The sequence below is a fragment of the uncultured Eubacterium sp. genome (genome assembly GCF_937958975.1).
GTDB lineage: Bacteria > Bacillota > Clostridia > Lachnospirales > Lachnospiraceae > Eubacterium_G.
Window position 1 is genome coordinate 1 of record NZ_CALGRE010000017.1, and the last position, 25601, is coordinate 25601.

Consider the following 25601-nt stretch of genomic DNA (forward strand, 5'->3'; position numbering starts at 1 on the left):
TTTAATGATACGGCGACCACCGAGATCTACACTCTTTCCCTACACGACGCTCTTCCGATCTTTCGTGCGCTTGCTACATGTGGTCTTGAGGTTACATCAATTAAGGACGTAACTCCGGTACCGCATAATGGATGTCGCCCACCAAAACGTAGAAGAGTCTAATTTAGGAGGGAAAAAATGGCAGTAAATAGAGTTCCTGTTCTTAAAAGATGTAGATCACTTGGTTTAGATCCAGTTTATTTAGGAATAGACAAGAAATCAAATAGAAATTTAAATAGATCTAATAGAAAAATGAGTGAATATGGACTTCAGCTTAGAGAAAAGCAGAAAGCTAAATTCATTTATGGCGTATTAGAAAAGCCTTTCAGAAATTATTATCAGAAAGCACAGAAGAAACCTGGACAGACAGGTGAAAATCTTATGATTTTACTAGAGACAAGACTTGATAATGTAATATTCCGTATGGGATTTGCAAGAACAAGAAAAGAAGCTAGACAGATTGTAGATCATAAACATGTTTTGGTTAATGGAAAGCAGGTAAATATTCCTTCTTATTTAATCAAAGTTGGTGATGTTATTGAAATCAAAGAGGACTGCAAAGGTTCCCAGAGATATAAAGACATTATCGAAGTTACTGGTGGAAGAACAGTCCCAGCATGGGTTGAAGTAGACCAGGAAAATCTTAAAGGTGAAATCAAAGAACTTCCAAAGAGAGAAGATATTGATGTACCTGTAGATGAAATGCTTATTGTCGAGTTATATTCTAAATAAGATATATTTATTATATTTATTCAGATTTTTGTTCCCAATAAGTTTAAGCAATTCCCAATAAAGGAGGGGCTAATTAGTGTTCGATTTTGAAAAACCAAATATTATAGTAGAAAAATCAGATGATGGAAGATATGGTAAGTTTGTAGTAGAACCTCTCGAACGAGGATATGGTACAACACTTGGTAATGCATTAAGAAGAATTATGCTTTCATCATTACCAGGGTCAGCTGTAAGCCAGATTAAAATTGATGGAGTTCTTCATGAATTTAGTTCTGTACCTGGCGTAAAAGAAGATGTTACAGAGATTGTAATGAACATCAAACAGCTTGAAATCAGAAATAACAGTACAACAGATGAACCAAAGATTGCTCATATTGATGTGACTGGAGATCAGGTAGTTACAGCTTCTGATATCCAGACAGATTCTGATATTGAAATCTTAAATCCAGATTTGGTTATTGCAACACTGAATGGTGGTGCAGATAGCAAACTTAGTATGGAATTAATTATTACTAAGGGTAGAGGATATGTAAGTTCAGAAAAGAATAAGAATGATAGTTTACCAATCGGGGTTATTGCGGTAGATTCAATTTACACACCGGTAGAGAGAGTTAATATGGCAGTAGAGAATACCCGTGTTGGTCAGGTTACAGACTTTGATAAACTTACATTAGATGTGTACACTAATGGAACATTAGAAACAGATGAAGCTGTTAGTTTAGCATCTAAAGTTCTTTGCGAACACTTAAAGTTGTTTATTGATCTTTCTGAAACTTCAAAAGATATTGAAGTTATTGCAGAGCCGATTGATGATGAAATTGATAAAGTGTTAGAGATGAACATAGATGAATTAGAGTTATCAGTTCGTTCATACAATTGTTTGAAGAGAGCAGGTATCAATACAGTTGAGGAATTAGTAAATAAGACTTCAGATGATATGATGAAAGTTAGAAATCTTGGTCGTAAGTCATTAGAGGAAGTCCTTGCTAAATTAAAAGAACTCGGCCTTGGATTGAAACCGAGCGACGAAAATTAATTTGGAGGCACTTCAATCGCGAAGAATTTTCGGAGTGGTGCCGACGATTTGCCACTGACCGTAAGGCAGGGGCAATACGAATTATGGAGGTAAGAAAATGGCAGGTTATAGAAAACTTGGAAGAACTTCAAGTCAGAGAAAAGCTTTAATTAGAGGTCAGGTTACAAGTCTTTTAAATAACGGCAAAATAGTTACTACAGAAGCAAGAGCTAAAGAAGTTAGCAAAGTTGCTGAAGGTCTTATTGCATTGGCTGTTAAGGAAAAAGATAACTTTGACGAAGTTGAAGTTACAGCTAAAGTTGCTCGTAAAGATAAAGATGGCAATAGAGTAAAAGAAGTAGTTGATGGCAAGAAAGTAACAGTTTTTGATGAAGTAAAGAAAACTATTAAAAAAGATAAGCCTTCACGTCTTCACGCTAGACGTCAGATGAATAAAGTTCTTTATACAGTAACAAATAATACTGGCAAGAAGAAAGATACAAAAAAAGTTGATTTGGCAAATAAATTATTTGACGAAATTGCTCCTAAGTATGTAGACCGTAAAGGTGGCTATACAAGAATCGTTAAGATTGGTCAGCGTAAAGGTGATGCTGCTATGGAAGTTGTATTAGAGTTAGTATAGACGCAAAGCTTTGAGCAGAGCGATTTAACATAAGAAAAGAGAGAAACTCGAATCGTGCAGGCACGAATGCGAGTTTCTCTCTTTTTTTATATTGTGATATTCAGCGGATGCTGCACTCAGATTGTGCAGAGTATAAATGCTAAGTATATTTTTTATTTTCTGAAAAACAAAAGATTTTCTTTAATGATAACATGATATTTTTTAATACTTGCTTTTTTTTCTACAAATTAGTATAGTGTAATAGATTTATACATCAGAGAGGAAAGAAGCAATGGGGATGATATCATTGGTAGTAATGGATAGAATTGTAGACTTTATGTGTAGTATAAATTCTCCGATTTTATTTATATGTAGCCTTGTTGGTATTTTCATGAGCATACTGGTTATACAAGATAAGCCATATATGTTGATTGGTCTCTTCACTACAAGAAGATTTCAACCGGCTAAGAACAATCACAAATATGCTATTTTAATTCCGGCAAGGAATGAGGAACCTGTAATAGCAAATTTAATAAATAGTATAAAAAAACAGGATTATCCGCAGGAACTGATAACGATATTTGTTGTTGCAGATAATTGTACAGATAATACGGCAAAAGTTGCAAGAGATAATGGTGTAATATGTTATGAGCATTTTAATCCAGACGAGAGGACAAAAGGATTTGCTTTAAAATATCTTTTTGAACAAATCGAAAAGGACTATGGAATACAATCTTTTGAAGGCTATTTTATTTTTGATTCCGATAATCTTTTGAAGCGGGATTATATATCAAGGATGAATGATTCTTTTGATGCCGGTGAGAAGATAATTACATCTTATCGAAGTACAAAAAATTGGACGGAAAGTTGGATTGCATCCACATATGCGTTGCATTGGCTTCGTTCAATAAGATATCGCCATAGGGCACGTTCGATTTTACATTTGGCAACAAATATTCAGGGAACAGGTTTCTTGTTTTCTAATGAGATAGTAAAAAACGGATGGAAATATACGTCATTGACAGAGGATAGAGCGCTTACGGCAGATTGTGTTGTGGATGGCTATGAGATTTCTTATAATGATGACGCTATATTTTATGATGAACAGCCGGTGAGCCTCAAGGTGGCTTTAAGACAGAGGTTAAGATGGTCTAAAGGACATCTTCAGGCGTTTGCTGAGAGTGGTTGGGGGCTGTTTAAAAACATTTTTGTGGATAAAAATACAAAGCATTATGATGACGATAAATGGTATAGTTATCTGTGGAGAACAATAAGACACAGGTTTATGTCATTTGATACGTTTGCCCAGCTTTTACCAAAGAATATCGTGTATGCGGCAAAATGGATATTAACAAAACTCATTTTATATCCGTTTATTGTATGGAAGATGGGAGCAACAATGTATGTATTCAGCAATGATACATATATATCAACACTCGTAAGACATTTTACGGGAAATACTGCTATTGTATTAGATACAGGCGTGAAAGCTTATTTTTTTAGTATTTTGCTCGCTTTATGGATTCGCCTGTTCTTTAGAATCGGAAAATATTTTGTTAATATCTGGGTTGCTGTATATTTGTTTATTATAGAAAACAGGCGGATACCAAAGTTTAGCATATGGAGAAAAATATTGTATGTTTTTACATGGCCGACGTTTGATATTATTCAGAGATATACTCAGTATGTAGCGCTATTTAAAAAAGTGGAGTGGAAACCAATACCACATAACAGTAAAATAACCATAGAAGACTTGGAAGAGTAATAAAAAAGCTGCACTATAAATAGGTGCAGCTTTTTGCTATCTAATCTTTCAAATAATTATATTTGAGTGTTAAATCATTTTTTCTTATCGTGTCATTTACCAGGCGATTCATATTTTCTAACTCTGTTTTGCTAATTTTGCCCTTATTTGTCACTTTTCCGTTTTCAACATACACATTTCCATCATACCACGAATAATCGCTAAAAAAGGCGAATCCCTTATAGTCTTTTGCCAATGCGTTTTTTCCAATATAGTGATTACTGTTATAGTCTATGCCAAATAGGTTTAATACTGTCGGAAGAATATTCATCTGCATGGTAACTTTGTTTATATTTGTGGGTGTAACATCACTGCTCCAAATGAAAAATGGTGTGTGATTTATAAGATTGTTATTGGTAGTTTTGTATTTATCCAGTATAGTTTTATCTAGAATTGTATATAGATAATGGTCAGCATAGGCTACGATTACTGTATTGTCGTACAGGTCGTTATCTTTGAGAGCCTGTATCAGCAGTCCTACCATATAATCTGTTTCTCCAACCATAAGTTTAGCAGTTTCTTCTTCAGAAAGATTTGGAATATTTTCGGCACCATATTTTTTTTCTGCAATAACTTTCCCCACTTCTTTTGTTGTCGTAAACGGTGTATGTGGAGAATAAGTTATAATATAGTCAACAAATTTTTTGTTTTTTGGAAACATATTATTATAAAACGTTTTATTTAGGATTAGTTCCCGGTCAAGCTCATAATCCAGATTCGTATAGTCTGCAATGTCAATTAATCCGAAGTAGTTATCATATCCCCAGCTTTGATAATTGACACCTCTCGAATAAAAACCGGCTGAGTTCATATGAAATGCATTTACAGTATATCCTTTCCTTTTAAATAATTTTGCCATTGTATCATTGAACGTATTTGTGTTAAAGGTATATACATTTTCGGTATAAGATATCGGTGTAGTAAAACCTGTGTTAACCGCAAATTCTGAATTGAAAGTAGAACCCCCGCCGGTATAAATAGAATAGTGGTCCCTAAAGTTAATAGAGTGATTGAAAAGGCTGTATAAGTTTGGCGTGGTTTCTTTACTCAATAGCCAGGTATCCATTCCTTCTAATTGCAGGAAAATGACATTTTTATTCTGAAATATTCCCGTGAAATCATCCTGTTCGTTTGTTTCGGTTTTATTGTAAATGCTATTGAGAAATTCTTTATCTTCATTACTGATTTTTTCTTTTGGCTTTAAAAATGTCATATAAAAGTTTCTAAAGGAGTATTCATATAGACCCGAAACGCGCATACTCTTGTTACTGTCACTGTAACTTTCATATATATTTCTTGGATTTTTAAAGGTATTCCATTTTAGTTCTGAGTTTGCAGAACCGAGAAGGAATGGAGTAAAAAAGTGTAAAACCAAAAATACTATAAATGTTACAGTAAGGCGTTTCCAACGAAATAGTTCCTGTTTCGGTGCTTTTTTCATTATTATAATTGTAAAAACAAGAATAATAACGGCAATGACATAAATAATTGGATTGGCATTTACAATCGTATCTATAATATAGGAACTCCCCTCTCCCGCCATTTGCAATAAATTAAAGCTGAAATAGAAGGATGTGAGAGAATAGTAGACAGTGTTCGTTAAAAACATTGCAAAAGAAAGTGCAAAAAGAATCCAATATATGATTTTTCCGGTAATTCCTTTTATAGATGTAACGATACATATAAATAAAACAATCCATAGAATTGAAAAAATGTTTGGTACAGGATAGTAGGTAGGAAAATATCCTATTTTGTATCCGAATACCCTTGTAAATATGTCCATAGCAAAAAAAGGAAGAGACATAAGTATTGCAAAACGATTTGCATATATAAGTGTTAAAGTTTTTTTACTAAATTTTTTAAAAATATTTATCATCGCATATTTCCTCCAGATATTAAAATACCATAAAAGGCTATATTTGTCTAAAATATTCTTTGTTCTATTTTGTTGCAAAATATAAATAAATAGAATAAAATAAGTGCGGTAGTATAGTTGAAATTCGGGAGAACCAGCATGGGCATCATAAATATAAAGAATTTAATTCATGATTATAAAACAGAAGAAGATGAGAAAGTAGTCAGGGCAATCGATAATGTGAGTGTGGATATTGAGCCGGGTCAGTTTATTGCCGTGCTAGGACATAATGGTTCCGGAAAATCATCGTTGGCAAAACATATAAATGCTTTGTTGAGACCTTCGAAAGGGACAGTATGGGTTGATGGCATTGATACAAAAGACCGGCAGCAGATTTGGAATATCAGACAGACTGCGGGAATGGTATTTCAGAATCCGGACAACCAGATTGTGGCAACAATGGTGGAAGAAGATGTTGCGTTTGGTCCGGAAAATATGGCAGTTCCTACAAACGAAATATGGAAAAGAGTAGAAAAGGCGCTTGGAGCGGTAAACATGACAAAGTTTAGGCATAAATCCCCATTAAAATTGTCGGGAGGTCAGAAGCAGCGTGTGGCAATTGCGGGAATTATTGCGATGGAGCCTAAATGCATTGTGTTAGATGAACCAACGGCAATGCTTGACCCAATAGGAAGAGGGGAAGTAATCGAAACCCTTCATGAATTAAATGAGCAAAAAGGCATTACGATTATTTTGATTACGCATCATATGAATGAGGCTGTGAGAGCCGATAAAATTTTTGTGATGGATAAAGGCAAACTGGTAATACAGGGAGCACCAAGGGAAGTTTTTTCTCATGTTGAAGAACTAAAAAAAATTGGTCTGGAAGTCCCACAGGTAACTGAGTTGGGATATATGCTTAGGAAAAGCGGATTAAAAATTGAAAAAGGGATATTAACCGTAGAAGAATTAATGATGCAGATAAATGAAAACAGAAAGAGATAGGTTAGCATGTCACTAAGATTAGAAAATGTAAGTTATATTTATGAGAAGGGGACGAGCCAGGAGACAGCAGCAATTAAAGATATTAATTTGGAGATTAATAAGGGCGAGTTTGTGGCTATTATCGGACATACCGGTTCCGGAAAATCTACATTAATACAGCATTTTAATGGTTTAGAGAGAGCGACTGAGGGAAATGTGTACTATGATGGAAAAAATATAAATGATAAAGATTTTGACATAAGAAGTCTCCGATGCAATGTTGGATTAGTTTTTCAGTATCCGGAACATCAGCTGTTTGAAGAAAATGTTTTAAAAGATGTATGTTTTGGACCTTTGAATCAGGATTTGTCCAAAAAACAGGCAGAACAGAGAGCAAGGGAAGCATTGAATCTTGTAGGGATTCGTGAAGAATTATTTGAAACTTCTCCCTTTGAATTGTCGGGGGGACAGAAAAGAAGGGTAGCAATTGCGGGAGTTTTGGCGATGAACCCTGATATTCTGATTTTAGACGAGCCGACAGCGGGGCTTGACCCGGCAGGTAGAGATAAGATATTAAACTGTATTAAAGAGCTGCACAGGGTGAGAGGAATTGGTGTTGTGCTGGTTTCTCACAGCATGGAAGACGTGGCGAATTATGCTGACCGCATTATTGTTATGAATCAGGGAAAGATTATGTATGATGATATGCCCAAAAAAGTGTTTGCCCACTATAAGGAGTTGGAGAATATTGGTTTGGCAGCGCCTCAGATAACATATATTATGCATCAATTAAAGGACGATGGTTTGGATGTAGATGTGAACATTATTAATTTAGAGGAAGCAAGAGATAATATTTTAAAGAGTATAGGTAGATAAAAAATGGCGAATATAACGATAGGACAGTATTATCCGGAAAATTCAATAATTCATAAATTAGATCCCCGCGTGAAATTAATGGGGACATTGGTATTTATTATTTTATTATTTCAAATAGATACAATTTTCGGCTATGCTGTGTTCACACTGATTATGGCAGGTGTCATCAAGGCTTCAAAGGTTCCGTTTAAAAAATTGTTAAAAGGTATCAGAGGGATTTTATTTATTCTTTTGTTTAGTGTCGTGATTAATATTTTTATGACCCCGGGACATGTATTAGTGGAAATCGGAATGGTTTCTGTCACACATGAGGGACTGGTGAAAGGCGGATACATTGCCGTAAGGCTGGTATATTTAGTGATTTGTACATCGATAATGACACTTACAACCACACCGAATAACCTGGCAGACGGCCTAGAGAAGGCATTTGGATTTTTGAAAATTATAAAATTTCCGGTACATGAAATCGCGATGATTATGTCATTGGCGTTAAGATTTATTCCTACTTTAATGGAAGAAACAGATAAGATAACAAAAGCACAGAAGGCAAGAGGAGCAAGATTTGACACAGGAAATATCTTGCAGAAAGCGAAAAGCCTGATTCCGATTTTGATTCCATTGTTTATATCGTCTATAAGAAGGGCGCTTGATTTAGCTACAGCGATGGAGGCGAGATGTTATCATAATGGAAATAGAACAAAGATGAAACCGCTCAGATACGCAAAGCGTGACTATGTAGCATATTTTTCTTATGTAATTATGATTGGTGCGGTACTTGGAAGTGATATGCTTTTACAAGTATTTATGTAATGACAATTTGAATGATAAAATGAGGTGTACATGAAAAGAGTAAGGCTGGTTATTGCCTATGATGGAACAAATTACTGCGGATGGCAGATACAAATAAATGGGCTTACTGTGGAAGAAGTTTTAAATAAGGCATTGTCCGATTTATTGGGAGAGAACATAGCAGTTATCGGGGCAAGCAGAACGGATTCGGGTGTCCATGCACTGGGTAATGTGGCAGTGTTTGATACAGATACAAGAATACCTGCCGAAAAAATTAGTTTTGCATTGAATCAGAGGCTTCCGGATGATATCAGAATCCAGAAATCAGAGGAAGTTTCACCGGAATTTCATCCAAGATTTTGTGATAGCGTAAAAACATATGAATATAAAATATTAAATACAAAGTTTCCTAATCCGATGCTTAGAATGTACACTCATTTTGTGTATATGCCATTGGATGTGGAAAAAATGAAAGAAGCGGCAGCATATATTGTAGGTGAGCATGATTTCGCAAGTTTTTGTTCAGCAGGAAGTCAGGTAAAGACAACAATAAGAACGATATATACTTTAGATATTAGTAAGGAAGGTGATATTATTTGTATCAGAATCAGTGGAAATGGTTTCCTTTATAATATGGTAAGAATTATCGTTGGAACTCTATTGAAAGTGGGATTAAAGGTCTATCCACCGGAGCATGTAGAAGAGATTCTTTTATTGAAAGACAGGTATGCAGCAGGACCTAAGGCACCGGCGAAAGGACTGACATTAATTGACATAAAGTATGAAAAATAGTTTGTGAATTTTTGTAATAGAAATGTAATAAAGAAAACATTGCTTTTCAGATATTGGAGTGATACGATACCTAACGAAAAATATCACATTCACATCACAGTTAAATAGAATCTTATGTATTATAAGACAGGATTGCCATGAGTGAGAGGTGATACCTGTCTATTTGTATGTAGCGGATGCCGTTTTGGGTAATTCATTTTCTAAAAAACTGTTGTGCGGAGAGGAGAGGTTAAAATGAAAAGAAGAATGTGTGTACATAACGTAATCGTGTTAATAGCAGCATTTTTGTGTATAGGAATGCTAACAGTCACATCAGCGGCAACGGTAAAGGAACCCAAAAGTGGGAGTGAGAAATTTTTATCAGTTTCAGAGAAAAAGAAAGCTCCAAAGAAAAAAATTAGTGGAAAAATAATAACTAAAAATGGAAATAAGTTTTACAAAAAAAATGGGAAGATTGTAAAAAGAAAATTTGTAAAAGTAAAGGGAAAAACCTATCATTTTGGAAAGAATGGGGCTATGACAACCGGATGGATGAAATATAAGGGAAATTATTATTATTTTAACAGAAATAACGGAAAGATGGCAAGGAAACGTAAAGTAGACGGAGTGTCTATTAATGAAGAGGGAAAAGCAAAGAACACTGAGAGTAATGTGGAAAAAATCAAAACTATGATTCGGGCAAAAAAGCGAATGCTTAAACTCTGTGAACCTACGGATACGAAGAAACAGAAATTGCGAAAATGTTTTGACTGGGTAGCAAAAGCGCCATATAAGCGATATCGTTTCTTAAAATCTATTTATAAGACAAAAGGCTGGGAAGTTACATTTGCCAATGATATTTTTGAAAATGGAGATGGATGTTGCGTATCCGAAGCGGCAGCATTAGCATTTTTAGTTCATGAATGTGGTTATAAGACAGTATATGTGGCTCATGATTCAGAACATGCGTGGATGGAATTAAATGGAAAGGTATATGATACTCTATTTGCAAGGTCTAAGGATTATGAGAAGTATTATAATCTGTCTTACAGTAATTATAACTGTCATGCTATCGATAAGAGAAAGATATAGGAGATTACAATGGTTTTCAGTTCGGCAGTATTTTTGTTTGTATTTTTGCCGATAGTGTGTGCATTATATTTTTGCATACCAAAAATCAAGGCAAAAAATAATTTTTTAGTGGTAGCCAGTTTGATTTTTTATGCATTTGGCGAACCGGTGTATGTGCTGCTAATGATAGGCTCTATACTGGTTAATTACATATTGGGAAGAGGCATCGGACTATTTGCGAAGCGCAATTGTGTTGCAGGAAAGCGAAGTATTCTTATCACTGCTATTGCAGCAAATCTTGGAGTATTGTGCATTTTTAAATATACAGGATTTTTGATTGAAAACATTCATGAAATATTTGGGGTGAGATTACCTGTTCCAAGTATTACATTGCCTGTCGGGATTTCTTTTTTTACATTTCAGGCGCTTTCTTATGTGATTGATGTGTATAGAAATCCGGATATGGAGCAAAAAAATGTATTTCGTTTGATGCTTTACATTTCTTTTTTTCCACAACTGATAGCAGGTCCGATTATAAGATATAATGAAATAGAACAGCAAATGATTTCAAGAACATCAAGCGTAGACAAAGCGGCAGACGGAATACAGAGATTTATAAGAGGATTGACAAAGAAATTACTGTTGGCAAATGGAGCGGGATATATTGCAGATGCTGTTTTTGCCTTGGATATTGGTAAGTATAGCTTTTTTGTGGCATGGATTGGAGCAATTAGTTATACATTACAGATATATTATGATTTTAGCGGATATTCAGATATGGCAATAGGAATGGCTAAAATATTTGGCTTTGAATTTAAGGATAATTTTAATCATCCGTATAGCGCTGAAGGGATGAAAGATTTCTGGCGGAGATGGCACATTTCTTTATCTTTGTGGTTTCGGGAGTATGTATATATTCCGCTCGGCGGAAATAGAAAAGGAAAATGCAGAACAGAGATAAATAAAATGATTGTATTTGCCTTAACAGGTATGTGGCATGGCGCCAATTGGACTTTTTTGATATGGGGAATGATTCATGGAGTGGCGAATGTGTTAGAAGATACGGTCGGGTGTTTTGTGAAAATAAAAAGTAAGGTAATAAAAAATCTTTACACATGGCTTGTTGTTATTGTGGCATTTGTAATGTTTCGGGCAGATACAGTTGCAATGGGGTTCAAAATGCTAAAAACAATGTTTACAGGATTTCGGTTTGAAATTCAATCTATCAGTTTTATCGGTGAACTGTTGAGTCCATATTATATATTTATCTTAATTTTGGCAATCGTGTTTGCGTACCCGGTTAGAGATAGAATGATTGAATTTTTAGAAGAAAAGAGATATCACTGTAAAAATATTGTCTGTTCCATGTTTTATCTGGCTGATATCTTATTACTTTTATTGTGTATTGTAAATTTGGCAACAACATCATACAATCCGTTTATTTATTTTAGATTTTAGGATGGAGGAACAAATGAAGAAAAAAATTTATATAGCAGTTTTTTTTATAATACTATGTTTACCATCCTTTGCAATGCTTTTTTATAAAACAGATGCGAATGTTGAAAAAAGAAAGGTTCAGAGTTTCCCCGACTTAAAAAAGGAAGGAAAGTTAAATATCCGTTATTTTGATGAACTCAGTAACTATTTTTCTGATAATTTTGCATATCGACAGGAACTGATTGCAATAGATGCATTTATAAAAAGTAAAATATTTAAAGAGTCCAATAATGAAAAGGTGATTGTTGGAAAGAACGGGTGGTTGTTTTTTAGTGAAACATTGGATGATTATTTGGGACGAAATACATTGTCTGACAGACAGATTTTTTCCTGTGCAAGGGTTCTTTATCTGTTACAGGAGAATGCAGAACAAAATGGCAAAAAGTTTTTATTTACTGTTGCGCCCAATAAGAATGCGCTTTATCCTGAGTATATGCCGGATAGATATATTCAAATCGATGACAAAAATAATTACGCAATGTTGAAAAAGGAATTGTCTGCACAAAGGGTGAATTTTATTGACTTGCAAAAATTATTTCAGGACGAGAGAAAAGTTGTATATCATAAATTGGATACCCATTGGAATAATGAAGGAGCTGCAATGGCATGCAATTGGATTTTGGACAATCTTGAACAACAGCATTATGATTATAGCAGCGAGCCAAAGAAAATTGAAAATAATTTTTCGGGAGATTTATATGGAATGTTATTTCCCAAAGGAGATAAAAAAGATGAGAATATAATATACGAAAAAAAGCATTCCTATATATATGTCTCTAAGACAAAAAATGTTGAGGACATTTCTTTAAAAACGGAGAATTTAGAGAAAGACGGTTCAATTGTAATGTATCGCGATTCTTTTGGAAATGCATTGATTCCGTTTATAGCGGATGAATTTAAAAATGGATATTTTACAAAGGCGGTTCCATATAACTGGGAATTAGCAGACATTTATAATGCAGATGCCGTTGTGATAGAGATTGCGCAGAGACATATTTCATCTCTTATAGAGGAGGTTCCTTATATGGAGGCACCGCTCAGAGAAGAGAAAATTGATATACAGGAAAAGAATGACTGCACTTCGACGTTGGAGAGAGTTGAAAGTGAAGATGATTATATGCAATTTCGAGGAATAATAGATAAGAAGTATATTGATAAGGATGGAAAAATTTTACTTAGATTTCGGAATGATAAAAGGCAATATACTTTCGAGGCGTTTCCAGCTGCGTTTGGAGGAGAAAGTAGCAGCGGGTATGAGTATGGAATGTATTTTGATACATCTTTTTGTGAAGCGGGTTCATATGATGTAGAAGTTATATCCGAAAAAGAGGGGAGATATTATACTTCCGGGAACCAAGTAGAAATAACAATAGAAGAGTAAAACTATGTTTGTATAGATTATAACAGATTTAAATGGAGGAACGTAAGATGAGAAAAAATATATTTATGGTTATAACATTAATGACATTTGCTGTGTTTGCAACAGCGTGTGGAGGAAATAAAAAAGAAGTGGCAACTGTAGAAATAACATCTGAGGTAGAGGCGACAACGCAGGTGGAAAACATATCAGAGAGTACGACAGAGAAAAAAACGAAGGAAGCAGTTACGAAAGCTCAGGAAATAAAGGAGAAAAAGACAGAGGCAGCAACGACAGAAAAGATAACTGAAAAAATTACAGAAAAAGTAACAGAAAAGCCTACAAAGAGAAAAAAGGAAAAGGTAACGAAAAGTAATGCAGAAGAAAATAAAAAGAAGGCTAAAAAATATATAGGAAAGTCTCTGGATGAGCTTGTGAGTAAAATCGGAAAGTACAAAAAAATGGAAAAAGCAAAAAGTTGTCTTGTTGAAGGAGAGTTTGACGGAATGTTTTATTATGACGGTTTTATCGTTTCCGCTTCAACCGAGAATGGAGAATGGATTGTGTCGAGTGTGGATTAAAATGAAATTTCTGTAAAAATATAATTGACAGTATAAATTACTTATTATATAATAAGGTTTATTGTGACGTGTTATGCACGTTGGTTGTGCATCTTAGCCAAAGCCCCGGTATGGATGTGGAACATTGAAAAAGAAAAATTGAAGATAAGCAAAATTTCAGGAGGTAAACCAATGAAAACATACATGGCTAGTCCAGCAGATATTGAAAGAAAATGGTATGTAGTTGATGCTACAGGATATACATTAGGACGTTTGTCATCAGAAGTTGCTAAAATCTTAAGAGGAAAGAACAAACCACAGTTCACACCTCATATTGATACAGGTGATTATGTAATTGTAACAAACGCAGACAAGATTAAAGTTACAGGTAAAAAGTTAGACCAGAAAGTTTATTATCATCATTCAGATTATGTTGGTGGTATGAAAGAAATAACACTGAAAGAAAAGCTTGCTAAGAAGCCTGAAAGCGTTATTGAACTTGCAGTTAAAGGCATGCTTCCAAAGGGACCTTTAGGAAGAAGCATGATAAAGAAACTTTTTGTTTATGCTGGCGCTGAGCATCCACATGCAGCTCAGAAACCGGAAGAATTAACATTTTAGTTGACTGAGAGGAGGAAATGACAATGGCTATAGAAAAGTATTATGGAACAGGTAGAAGAAAAAGCAGTATTGCTAGAGTATATGTAATGCCTGGTAAAGGAAATATCACAATTAATAAAAGAAACATTGATGAATACTTTGGTCTTGAGACATTAAAGGTAATCGTTCGTCAGCCATTAACAACTATTAATGGTACTGATAAATATGATGTTATCGTAAATGTACATGGTGGCGGATATACAGGACAGGCTGGAGCTATCAGACATGGTATTGCCAGAGCATTGGTTCAGGCTGATGCTGAAAACAGACCTGCATTAAAGAAGGCTGGATTCCTGACAAGAGATTCAAGAATGAAAGAAAGAAAGAAATACGGTCTCAAAGCAGCGAGAAGAGCACCACAGTTTTCAAAGAGATAATTCAAAACAGAATACGAATTTTCCAAAAAGCCCTCAAACCCTTGTGTTTGGGGGTTTACTTATTTTCAAAAAAACTACAAAAACCTAGAAAAAAGCATCGTAGGGAACATACAGAGAACAAAAGTTTATATCATGTTTATGACTTCTAGCAATATTGACATATCCAAATGAGTATATACTCTTTCCGTTAAGGATTGTGCTTCAGCGTTATAGACACTCTTTTTAATTGTGGTTTGATCTACTTTGGCAGCAGTCAACATTAATAAACATGTATGACGTTTGTCATACGAGTTATGTTTTAAATGTAAATCTTTCATGAATCGTTAATAACGGTGATAAAATGTAAAAAGATGGAGGTTAAATTTTTAATGTTTAACTTATATGAAATAAAGAAGTATAAAAAATTTGTTGTTCTCTATTCGGCTGATTGTCGGACAGGTCTGGCTTTAGGTGTGGGATAGCTCTACCTTGCCGACAAAAGAATGGTCCTATGCCAAGAAAAAGTACAAGTTTAACGTGAACTTCACCTTAATTTTTTTAATTATGTTACATTAATTTCAAGTTTCCTCAATTATAAGACTTTTTGAATAACTGCTTTTATCTGCTGTTTGGCCTCAAAGGTATTGCTTTAAAACCCATGTTATGATTTTTCTTGAATATAAATCCATTGTGCTTGTTAAAGAAACAATTTAATCAAAAGTCTATATGTATTTAATAGCTGAACATCATACTACATCTTGTGCACTTCTTAATTCTCTGCACAGTCTGGCATTTTCCTTTGCTTTATCGCTTCCATAATTGCCCGTTCTCTAGTTGGAATATTTCTCTCATTCATTTGATATTTCTTCCGTCATGTGGAAAGGGAGATTTTTTGATATGCCAAGATTCGCTGTACAGGCATTTACACTTAATTCTTGATGTTATTCCCAATATCTGACTGCTACTTTCTTAAATTCTTCTGAGTACCGTGTTGCTATGTTTTAATTATCTATTCGTTGTTTTTATATTGCATCTATATCAAGGAGTGTTCCACATCTAACTTGTACTATTTATATGCTACTACTAGAAGGGGGATGAAGAGTGTGGAACAGATGGTTGAGAAGGTTAGGGATGGATTTAGAAGACTATTTAATACATTTTATGAAAACTACTATGGATAACAATTGTAGTGGTTTTCATACAAGTGTTAAATAATAAAAAGTATGCTATAATTATGAAAAAAATAGGATATAGAAGTAATGGGAAAAAAGGAAATAGGATATTGTCATATTTGTGGTTGCTATGGAGAATTGTCTTATGAACATATACCGCCAGAGACTGCACTTAACAGTGACAGGGCGATAATATATACAGGTGATGATGTAATCAAAAGATACAAAGGAGAAAAATCAAGATATATATGTAGGCAACAAGGTATGGGAAAATTTTCACTTTGCGAAAATTGCAATAATAAAACAGGTTCTTGGTATGTTCCGCAGTATAGTGATGTGGCAAAAGATGTGGCTCGAAGTATGCATAAAAGGGAAAAATTAGAGCATGGAGATATATTAGGATTTTCGTCAAATAATTTTCCGGCGCTTGCTTTTGTAAAACAAGTAATAACAATGTTTTGCAGTTTGTTGCCGATAGAAGAAGTAAAACGCCTAGGATTTGATAAGTTGTTGCTTGAAAAGGAAAGCAATGAAGTAGATACTACTTTATTTGATTTGCGCATATACTTAACACCAGCTAATGTTGGGAAATTAATGATTGGTCCGTGTGCGGTTTTATATAAAGCAGGTGCGGGAATAGAAACAATGTGGGTTTCTGATTTGGGCGTATATCCTTTTGGCTTTATATTAAATTTGACACCGGAGTATCCTATAGAATATGGAGTGGGCATAACTCGTTTTTTTGAAGCTGAATATGATAAAGGGTATAATATGCAATGGGGATTGATGTATTTGGAGAGAACTGATAAATCATTACCATTACCATTACAGTTTAAACCTTTACCTAAGTTTAATGAAAAGGATGATATTAACTGAAATGATTATGTAAATAAAAAATTAATAAGTAAAAATGGATGCTAACAGTAATTTTGATATTATGTTTAGTTAGCATCCATTTTTTAGAGTTTTGTCTAATTTTATATTGAAAAACCTTAGTATAATAGTATAATTAAATGGAAAAGTGTACAATAGTGGATAAAATATGTTGCATAAAATGGAGATGGTAAAATGAATTATTCGGCAACACAAATGGCAAAAAAATTAGACATTTCGAGGTCATATTTATATTACTTAAAGGATAATGGGATAGTAGAGCTTGAAGTTAATGAAAAAGGAAGAACTGTGTGGACGGAAGCAGTCTATCATCAGTTAAAAGAATATATTAAGAAAAATAATATTCTGGAAAAACAGGAAGTCATTGAATTACCATATAAAACAACGAAAATAAATAATCGAAGATATTTAGGCAATAAATACAAACTTCTACCTTTTATAACAAAGGTAGTTAATGAGGAGTGTCAAAATGTTAATACGGTAGCAGATATATTTGCCGGAACAGGAGCTGTAGCGTCAGCGTTTACTGATAAAAAGATAATTACAAATGATATTATGTACAGTAATTACATTTGTCACTTAGCGTGGTTTAGCAGTGAAGAGTATTCAGAAGAAAAAATAATAGAGTTAATAATAAATTATAATACTATGGTTATTGAGCAGGATAATTATATGAGTGAAAATTTTGCAAATACATATTTTTCGCTTGATGATTGCAGGAAAATTGGCTTTATTAGACAAGATATTGAAGATAGATTTGTAGCGGGCGATATTAATGCAAGAGAAAGAGCGTTATTGATAACGTCTTTATTGTATGCAATGGATAAGATTGCCAATACATGTGGTCATTATGATGCTTATAGACAAGGTGCTGAATTTGAAAAATGTTTGGAGCTATCTGTACCACAGCCGGACGAGACTTTAAATGAAAATAATGTGTGTTACAATATGGATACAAATGAGTTGGTATCAGATATCGATGCGGACTTGGTATATATTGACCCGCCATATAATTCACGACAATATTGTGATGCATATCATTTGCTTGAAAACGTTGCTCGTTGGAATAAACCAGAAGTGTTTGGTGTTGCAAAAAAGATGGATAGAACATCTTTAAAGAGCGACTATTGTACACAGAAAGCTACGGTTGCTTTTGAAAAGTTGATAGATTCAATTCATGCGAAATATATTATGCTATCATACAATAATATGGCAAAAAAAGGGAATGATCGTTCCAATGCTAAAATAAGTGATGAAGATATTATGCGTATTCTTCAAAAGAAAGGTACAGTGAAGGTTTTTACAGAGGATTATAAATCATTTTCTACAGGTAAATCAGATATAAAAGATAATCAGGAAAGATTGTTTGTGTGTACATGCTATGAAAGTGGAAAAGAGATAATCCCATCTGCTTTAAATTACACAGGTGGAAAGTATAAGCTGTTGCCACAGATACTTCCTTTTTTTCCAAAGGATGTAGATAAGGTGGTTGATTTGTTTTGCGGGGGATGCAATGTAGGAATTAATATTAATTGTAATAAGGTTCAGTTTAATGATTCGAATAAATATCTGATAGGGCTCTTGGATACATTTAGGAGATTAACTAAGGATGAAATTTTTGAATGGTTATTTACAGCTATAGATAGATATAATTTATCACTTGTAAGTGAAAATGGATATGAATATTATGGTTGTGAAAGTTCGAAAGGATTAGGTTCTTATAATAAAGAAGGCTACAATAAACTGAGAAAAGATTTTAATAACAAAACTATACATGATGATGAATATTTCTTGATGTTATATTTGTTGATTGTGTATTCGTTCAATAATCAATTGAGATTTAATAAAAAAGGAGAGTTTAATCTTCCAGTTGGAAAAAGGGATTTTAATGCTAAGATGCAGGAAAAATTGAAAGGGTTTCTTGACCGGATTAAAAGTGGAGACTATGGGTTTATCAATCGAGATTTTAGAGAAATAAAGCTGGATGAGTTTACGGATAAAAGTTTCTTTTATGTAGATCCACCGTATTTGATAACCTGTGCAACATATAACGAGCAAGATGGCTGGACAGAGAAAGACGAATATGATTTGCTGTCATATTTAGAGCAGCTAGATAAAAAGGGTATTCGGTTTGCATTGTCGAATGTACTAGAAAACAAAGGAAAAAAAAATAAAATACTATCTGATTGGATAGAGAAGAATAAAAAGTTTAAGGCTATATCGCTTGATTATGATTATTCGAATTCTAATTATCATACAAAGCGTGAAGGTGTCACAAAAGAAGTATTGGTGGTGAATTACTAAAAGGAGGTAACGGGTGTATGACAACTAAAATAGGATTTAAAAGTTATTGTTGGGCAATTGGAACAACGAGCTATAGAACGGATAAATTCAATATGAACATTGAAATGCAGATGAAATTATTAAAAGAGTTTAGGAATCTTCCGGAAAACAAAGGAAAGTTATGGACTGGAAATAATAAATTTCAGGCAAAATATTATGAATTTCTTAAGAACAAGGAATTTGTAAAAGGTGATGCACCAAGACCAGATAAAGATGCAAGAGAGAAAACATCTGGATTAAGAGATATTGGATTGTTAGACGATGAAAGAAATGTAACAGCAGCTGGTGAAGCATTAATTGAGATTGCAAAATCAGGAGATTTTACGTCTGATAATTTGCTCGAAATACCAAAAGATAGTTATCTATATTTTAAGCAGTTATTAAAAACATCAAATGATGTTGATGGTAAAAATGTAAGACCATTTGTGGTGTTTTTGTATGTGGTAAGTAAGGTGGAATTTCTTACATATGATGAATTTACATATTTATTACCATTATGTGTGGATAAAAAAACAACGGATAAGGTTATTGAATGTGTTATTTCTTCGCGAAGTGGTAGTATGGATTATGAAGATACAATTTTATCTGTACTAATGGGAATGGAGAATTATCAAAAGGCATTAGCATTGTTGCAGGAAGAAGAAATTACAGAAGAATTAATATGTAATGTAGGTATTAATCGTAAAAGTGCAAAGTATGATAAACCATATTATGTTTTGTACAACATATTAAAGAGTATTGTGTTTGCGAAGGATAATTTGGCATTAGAATTATATGAAGCAACAAAAAAACTGACCAATAGTAAAGTTGGTGGTGCATGGCGTAAGTATTTCTTCAGTAGTAATGCAAGAAGTGTTATTTCAAGAATGGGATTATCTGTGCTAAATACTGTTCCAATATTACAAGCCAAGGCAGAAGACACATTTAATGAAGAGTTTTTCAAAATAATGCATTTGTTTAAGGCAAAGGCGACTTTGTCGGATTATTTTGATTTGAATAGAAGATATTTTAGGATTACGGATATTGTATTATTTGAGGATGATAAAGTAAAACTTGATGTCTTGCCAAAATGTTATATAGAAAATATAGCGGATGATTTGCTTGATATTGCATTTGAAAAATCTGATTTGATTTCAGAAAATGTAAAACTCGAAACTATACATCCGTGTTTGGCAATTGATGCGGATAGATTATATCAGAAATTAGGTCGACTGCTTGGTAAAAGTGTCACAGATAAAGAATCAGCTCGTAAGGTTATTAAAGATGAAAGATACGCTCGTTTTAATAAGCTTATTGATGATAAGTTTGATAAAGATACCCTTATTACATTATTTGACCATTTCGAAAGCAGACATGATGACGAAATAAGAGCTCTAGTTACTGATAATGCAGATATTCCAACAGTCTTTGAGTATGTTCTTGGTATTGCATGGTATGTGATAAGTGATAGAGAAGGAGATGTACTTGATTATATGAATTTATCTCTGGAAGCGGATTTGTTACCGAAAACACATGCAGGTGGTGGTGAAGCCGATATTGTTTGGAAGTATGAAAAAACAGACTGGTATCCTAAACATACATTATTGATTGAGGCGACACTTGCAGATGGCTCAAATCAAAGAAGAATGGAAATGGAACCGGTATCAAGGCATTTGGGTGAGTATTGTATTACTCATCCAGAGGACGAAGCATATTGTGTATTTGTGACAACATATCTTAATATAAATGTTATATCTGATTTCAGGGCTAGAAGGTATATGGAATACTACAACACCGCTGGAACAGATTATATAACTGGAATGAAAATATTACCGATACAGACTTCTGAGTTAAAAACATTACTTAGATTTGATGTTAGATATCCGCAGATTTATAAGATGTTGGACAAGGCTTACAATAGTAGTGAAGCACCGAGAGAATGGTATGAGAATAATATTGTGAGAGAAACAAGTTTTTATAATGTACAGGAGATATAAGAGTGGATAATAGGAGGAGGTATTTTGGCTTGTTTGGAAAGTGCTGTTCCTTTATGATACTATATCATATGATATGGATGGAAATATAAAGAATTACAAAGAACTCATCAAACTTGTATTTCTCAAGATGGATAAAAAGTGGTATTGTTCAGAATTGATAGGAAGATTAGAAAGAAAATTATCAATGGAAGTTTTAGAAGAATATGACAGATTTTGGAATACAGTAATATCTGATAAAAAATGACTAAATCTGTTGTAAATGCTTTATATTATCTTAAATTAGAAAATTATGGTGATACAAATGTAAATCATAGACTATTATTGTTAAATATTGCAGATGGCTTGGTAATAAATACATTTAAAGATATAAACAATGTAAAAAGCAGTTTAGACAGACTTTTTAAGAAGATTGTGGATATTCAATTAGTTGCATTGTATCTTATGTAGTTGCGGTGATAACAAAAAGTTTTCAAGCAGATGTTTATAAAAAGACTAAATCTATAATACCACAGGAAATATATACATTGAGAGATATACGACAATGAACTTATTTTTGGTTTGTAATTAGTTCCTTTTGATTAACGCTATATACGCAGTTGTAAGTACAGAGAAGTCGTGGAATGCCCTCGGCAGTCCACCATGCAAAACTTACATGCAACAATAGCTTCAAGAAAAAAGGTAAGGAGAATAACAATGATATTAAGCGTAAGTCGCAGAACTGACATTCCCAATTATTATTCAGAGTGGTTTTTTAATAGAATAAAGGCCGGGTTTGTGTATGTCAGAAATCCAATGAACGCACATCAAGTAAGCAAAATTACTATAACACCGGAGGTGATTGATTGCATTGTTTTTTGGACAAAAAATCCAGAGCCAATGTTTAGCAGACTGGATGAACTTGATTTATATGATTACTATTTTCAGTTTACATTGACCGGATATGGAAAAGATATAGAGTGTAATGTTCCGCATAAAAAGGAAAAGATGGTTCGTGTATTTCAGGAGTTATCAAAAAAGATTGGAATGCAAAAGGTAATATGGAGATATGATCCTATTATTTTTACAAAGAAGTATACTCAGAAATACCATTTAAAAGCTTTTGAACAAATTGCAACAGAACTTAAAGGATATACAGAGAAGTGTGTTATAAGCTTTGTAGATGTATATGCAAAGAATAAGAAAAATATGGAATTACTGGATTTGTATAAGATTGATAAAAATGAATTATTGGATTTTGCAAAGAAAATAGCTGATATCGCAAAGGAAAATGGAATGTCCATAGGTAGTTGTGCTGAGAGTATAGATTTGGATGAGTGCGGTATTGAACACAATTGTTGTATTGATAAAGCGCTCATAGAAAATATAATTGGATGCAGGCTTAAAGTGGAAAAAGACAGCAATCAGCGTGAGGATTGTGGTTGTATGGAAAGTGTAGACATTGGCACATATAATACATGTAAAAATGGTTGTAAATACTGTTATGCAAACTATAGCGAAGAAAGTGTTGCAAGGAGTTATAGCAAATACAATCCACAGTCGCCGATATTGTGTGGTGTACTCGATGAACAGGATAAAATAACGGAACGCAAAATAAAATCATTGAAGGAACATCAATTAAGTTTTTTTGATTCATAGATACCGGAAAGATTCAATTTCTTCCATATTAAATACATATCAGTATTTTGAAGTGTTAAAAAATCAATAGAATCCAAGTGTTGTATACACGGCTTTTCTCACATCTAAAATTCGCTTTTCCATAAATTCAGGATAGTCTCGAAACCACTTCATGTTCAGCGGTGAAGGATGTGGGAGTACAAAGGCTGGTTTTCCGTTGATTTCAAGATTTTGAAATACAAGGTCGGTCAATTTTTTCTTAGGGAAAAAATATTCGGCGGCGAAACTTCCAATGATAATATAAATTTCATTTTGGACTAAATTCAGCTCTTGAGAAAGCCATTTTTCTGCACAATATTTTGGAGGCCTTTTGTCACCGCCTCCTGGATTTTTTCCGGGATAGCAATGGGATATAGAAACAATATAAAAGTTGTCAGGATTATAGAATACTTCATCGGGAATATTGTACCATTCGGAGCGAAGGCGCCTGCCACTGGCATCGTTAAAAGGTTTTCCGGTATTATGAACAGTGCGTGAAGGAGCCTGACTAATTTGCATGATTTTAGCGTTAGAATTACCGAATAAAATAGGGTGAGGCTCAAAACCAAAAGCAGATTGACAATGTTTACAATTGTTAATCTGCTTTTGTAAGTTTATAAATTCTTTTGCTTTTAAATTTGATGGTTGATTGAAAGATGACATAATATAAATTCCTTTGATATATAATTTTGAAATGTAAATATTGTAACATAGATGTCAAAAAAAGTTAAGAAACAATTTGTAGTGTTTTGTCGTTGCAAGAGATATAATTATAGATGATGTAATCGGAGGTGAAATTAGAAAAAGCAAATTAATTTGATAGGATAAAAATAAAGTTAGTTGCAGGAAATGAAACTTTTTGATTCTTTGATACGTCTAATATAAAAAAACATGGAAAAGCGCGATGTGGAAAAATTTTTATACCAGAAGGAGACAGGATTATGCGTAAGAAGTATATTGCAGCAGGAATTGTTACAGCGGGGATTATAACATTATTGAGTGTTAGCATAGTGTTTACGACGAATATGGCGAAACAGTTGGGTAAAATAGACAGTAAAATAGATAAGGCTATTGGAATTACCGAAGATATTGCACAGGAAGATGATGTCATAATAGCAAGTGAATACAAAATAAAGTCAACGAAGGAGTTGTCAGACGCATATGTGAATGGAACGGTTGAAAAATTAAAAAGCGAAGATAAAGAAACCATTGATTTGGCGGATAAGATATTGAAAGAAATTACGAAGGATAATATGACGGATTATGAAAAAGAATTAGCGGTTTATCAGTGGATGATTAAAAATATAAAAATAGACGAAAGCGGAATGGCAGCAGTTCAGAAAAAGAAGGATGAACTTTCGACTCCGAATGGAGTGCTTAAAAATCAAAAGGCAGTGTGCGTAGGATATGCAACAACATTTAGATTGTTTATGCAGATGATGAAAATAGATTGTAAAGTTGTACATAGTACGGATTTATCCCACAGTTGGAATGAAGTAAAATTAGAGGATGACTGGTATTTTGTCGATGCTTATTCGGATGTCAATTCTGAGAATTTTGCAAACTTTAACTTAAATGATGAGATGTGTTTGGAGAGCTATGAGTGGAATAGAGAGTTTTTCCCGGCAGCAGCGGGAGTCAAATATAATTATGCCTGCATGAATAATCAAAAAGAAACAGATGTTTATAAAATTCCGAAGAGAGTGCGAAAAGTGGTTGATGATAAATCGGAAAATCTGTTTTTAAATTTGGGAAAGAATATGTCTGACGAGACCAAAGATATTGTAGAAGCAATGATGTTAAGTATTGAAGACTATACAATGGATAGTGTAATGATTTCATACAAGTGGGTTGAAAATGATGAGCAGGAACGAATTTTATGTATTTATGCTACGCCAGAGGCAACAGAGGATATGGAAAATTTGTCTGAGGAAGTGGCAAAAAAGGTTAGAAAGGCAGTAAACAAAGCTTTTGAAGATTATTCAAATCCGGATGACATAGACGAGTAATATAGAAGATAAAATGATAAATTTGTAATTTGACTGTTGCAAGTTTCTAACAATATAGTTTAAGGAGCGTTTTATGAAGAGATTTTTGTTCATGGCATTGTTTTTAGTTGCTATCCTTATGATGGCAGCCTGTGAGGGTGAGAAGGAAGTTAATATTACAATGGAGGATATGCAGAAGCAGATGCTGAGTGTTGGGAAAAAGCTTCCGGAAATGTCGATAATTCATGGCAGTAGTGAAAATACAGAAAGTCTATTTTCGTCTTTGTCTGATATAGATTATAGCCATGTAGAAGACTACTTTTATGCCTATTCTAGTGAGGGAAAAGCAGATGAAGTAGCGGTTATAAAATTAAAAAAAAGTAAATATGCAGAGGAAGCAAAAGAAAGCCTTCGCAATCATATGCAGGACAGAAAGATAATGTTTCAAAATTATAAACCTGACGAGGCAGACAGGGTTGAAAAAGGTTTGGTATTTTCTGATGGAAAATATGTTGTATTAGTAATAGCAGATGAGTTGTCCAAAATAAAGGCGGAGTTTGAAAAGATAATGAAAGAGTAACTAATTG

At 33.7% G+C, this 25601-nt stretch carries 24 protein-coding genes and 1 pseudogene; 23 read left to right on the forward strand and 2 right to left on the reverse strand.

What is annotated here, in order from left to right:
* Positions 1 to 63: 63 nt before the first annotated feature.
* The 5 genes and pseudogenes from rpsK to Q5O86_RS03010 all read left to right on the forward strand — a co-directional run.
* Positions 64 to 162 (forward strand): annotated as a pseudogene (rpsK, locus tag Q5O86_RS02990) (30S ribosomal protein S11); the annotation flags it as partial.
* Between the two features lie 15 nt (positions 163 to 177).
* A complete protein-coding gene (rpsD, locus tag Q5O86_RS02995) occupies positions 178 to 771 on the forward strand; it encodes a 30S ribosomal protein S4 (protein WP_302625666.1) in 594 nt (197 codons plus the stop codon).
* 76 nt (positions 772 to 847) lie between these two features.
* Complete coding sequence (locus Q5O86_RS03000; RefSeq protein WP_302625667.1) at positions 848 to 1807, forward strand: DNA-directed RNA polymerase subunit alpha; 960 nt, start codon at positions 848 to 850, stop codon at positions 1805 to 1807.
* A 97-nt stretch (positions 1808 to 1904) separates the two neighbouring features.
* Complete coding sequence (locus tag Q5O86_RS03005) at positions 1905 to 2429, forward strand: bL17 family ribosomal protein (RefSeq protein ID WP_302625668.1); 525 nt, start codon at positions 1905 to 1907, stop codon at positions 2427 to 2429.
* Positions 2430 to 2700: 271 nt separating this feature from the next.
* The gene (locus Q5O86_RS03010; protein ID WP_302625669.1) at positions 2701 to 4173 is read left to right on the forward strand and encodes a glycosyltransferase family 2 protein; all 1473 of its coding nucleotides are present in this window, start codon (positions 2701 to 2703) and stop codon (positions 4171 to 4173) included.
* Between the two features lie 40 nt (positions 4174 to 4213).
* Here Q5O86_RS03010 and Q5O86_RS03015 read toward each other — a convergent pair whose 3' ends face one another.
* Positions 4214 to 6088, reverse strand: coding sequence for an LTA synthase family protein (locus Q5O86_RS03015; protein WP_302625670.1), 1875 nt, complete (start codon positions 6086 to 6088; stop codon positions 4214 to 4216).
* Between the two features lie 138 nt (positions 6089 to 6226).
* Between Q5O86_RS03015 and Q5O86_RS03020 the strand changes: the two genes are divergently transcribed.
* The 16 genes from Q5O86_RS03020 to Q5O86_RS03095 all read left to right on the forward strand — a co-directional run bounded on the left by Q5O86_RS03020 (position 6227) and on the right by Q5O86_RS03095 (position 23008).
* Entirely contained in the window at positions 6227 to 7072 is an 846-nt protein-coding gene (locus Q5O86_RS03020; protein ID WP_302625671.1) for an energy-coupling factor transporter ATPase, read from the forward strand.
* A 6-nt stretch (positions 7073 to 7078) separates the two neighbouring features.
* Positions 7079 to 7927, forward strand: coding sequence for an energy-coupling factor transporter ATPase (locus Q5O86_RS03025; protein ID WP_302625672.1), 849 nt, complete (start codon positions 7079 to 7081; stop codon positions 7925 to 7927).
* Positions 7928 to 7930: 3 nt separating this feature from the next.
* Complete coding sequence (locus Q5O86_RS03030; protein ID WP_302625673.1) at positions 7931 to 8737, forward strand: energy-coupling factor transporter transmembrane protein EcfT; 807 nt, start codon at positions 7931 to 7933, stop codon at positions 8735 to 8737.
* A 30-nt stretch (positions 8738 to 8767) separates the two neighbouring features.
* On the forward strand, positions 8768 to 9508 hold the full coding sequence (gene truA, locus Q5O86_RS03035) for a tRNA pseudouridine(38-40) synthase TruA (protein WP_302625674.1): 741 nt from the start codon (positions 8768 to 8770) through the stop codon (positions 9506 to 9508).
* 234 nt (positions 9509 to 9742) lie between these two features.
* The gene (locus tag Q5O86_RS03040) at positions 9743 to 10579 is read left to right on the forward strand and encodes a hypothetical protein (protein ID WP_302625675.1); all 837 of its coding nucleotides are present in this window, start codon (positions 9743 to 9745) and stop codon (positions 10577 to 10579) included.
* Between the two features lie 9 nt (positions 10580 to 10588).
* Entirely contained in the window at positions 10589 to 12016 is a 1428-nt protein-coding gene (locus Q5O86_RS03045) for an MBOAT family protein (protein ID WP_302625676.1), read from the forward strand.
* Between the two features lie 13 nt (positions 12017 to 12029).
* Entirely contained in the window at positions 12030 to 13436 is a 1407-nt protein-coding gene (locus tag Q5O86_RS03050) for a hypothetical protein (protein ID WP_302625677.1), read from the forward strand.
* 47 nt (positions 13437 to 13483) lie between these two features.
* Positions 13484 to 13993 (forward strand): hypothetical protein, encoded by a 510-nt coding sequence (locus tag Q5O86_RS03055; protein ID WP_302625678.1) that lies wholly within the window; start codon positions 13484 to 13486, stop codon positions 13991 to 13993.
* 171 nt (positions 13994 to 14164) lie between these two features.
* A complete protein-coding gene (rplM, locus tag Q5O86_RS03060; protein WP_302625679.1) occupies positions 14165 to 14593 on the forward strand; it encodes a 50S ribosomal protein L13 in 429 nt (142 codons plus the stop codon).
* A 23-nt stretch (positions 14594 to 14616) separates the two neighbouring features.
* On the forward strand, positions 14617 to 15009 hold the full coding sequence (gene rpsI, locus Q5O86_RS03065) for a 30S ribosomal protein S9 (protein ID WP_302625680.1): 393 nt from the start codon (positions 14617 to 14619) through the stop codon (positions 15007 to 15009).
* A 1238-nt stretch (positions 15010 to 16247) separates the two neighbouring features.
* Positions 16248 to 17036 (forward strand): hypothetical protein, encoded by a 789-nt coding sequence (locus Q5O86_RS03070; protein ID WP_302625681.1) that lies wholly within the window; start codon positions 16248 to 16250, stop codon positions 17034 to 17036.
* A gap of 192 nt (positions 17037 to 17228) precedes the next feature.
* Entirely contained in the window at positions 17229 to 19358 is a 2130-nt protein-coding gene (locus Q5O86_RS03075; protein ID WP_302625682.1) for a Dam family site-specific DNA-(adenine-N6)-methyltransferase, read from the forward strand.
* A 17-nt stretch (positions 19359 to 19375) separates the two neighbouring features.
* A complete protein-coding gene (locus Q5O86_RS03080) occupies positions 19376 to 21373 on the forward strand; it encodes an AlwI family type II restriction endonuclease (protein WP_302625683.1) in 1998 nt (665 codons plus the stop codon).
* A gap of 40 nt (positions 21374 to 21413) precedes the next feature.
* Entirely contained in the window at positions 21414 to 21617 is a 204-nt protein-coding gene (locus Q5O86_RS03085) for a hypothetical protein (protein WP_302625684.1), read from the forward strand.
* Positions 21614 to 21820: a hypothetical protein gene (locus Q5O86_RS03090; protein WP_302625685.1), complete on the forward strand. Its 207-nt coding sequence runs from the start codon at positions 21614 to 21616 to the stop codon at positions 21818 to 21820. The genes Q5O86_RS03085 and Q5O86_RS03090 overlap by 4 nt, the downstream gene beginning before the upstream one ends.
* A gap of 246 nt (positions 21821 to 22066) precedes the next feature.
* Positions 22067 to 23008 (forward strand): DUF1848 domain-containing protein, encoded by a 942-nt coding sequence (locus Q5O86_RS03095; protein WP_302625686.1) that lies wholly within the window; start codon positions 22067 to 22069, stop codon positions 23006 to 23008.
* A 63-nt stretch (positions 23009 to 23071) separates the two neighbouring features.
* Here Q5O86_RS03095 and Q5O86_RS03100 read toward each other — a convergent pair whose 3' ends face one another.
* Positions 23072 to 23689, reverse strand: a complete 618-nt coding sequence (locus tag Q5O86_RS03100; protein WP_302625687.1) for a uracil-DNA glycosylase family protein — start codon at positions 23687 to 23689, stop codon at positions 23072 to 23074.
* A 278-nt stretch (positions 23690 to 23967) separates the two neighbouring features.
* On the opposite strand from Q5O86_RS03100, the gene Q5O86_RS03105 reads away from it, so the two are divergent.
* The gene (locus Q5O86_RS03105) at positions 23968 to 25035 is read left to right on the forward strand and encodes a transglutaminase domain-containing protein (RefSeq protein ID WP_302625688.1); all 1068 of its coding nucleotides are present in this window, start codon (positions 23968 to 23970) and stop codon (positions 25033 to 25035) included.
* Positions 25036 to 25108: 73 nt separating this feature from the next.
* Entirely contained in the window at positions 25109 to 25594 is a 486-nt protein-coding gene (locus Q5O86_RS03110; protein WP_302625689.1) for a DUF4358 domain-containing protein, read from the forward strand.
* Positions 25595 to 25601 lie beyond the last annotated feature (7 nt).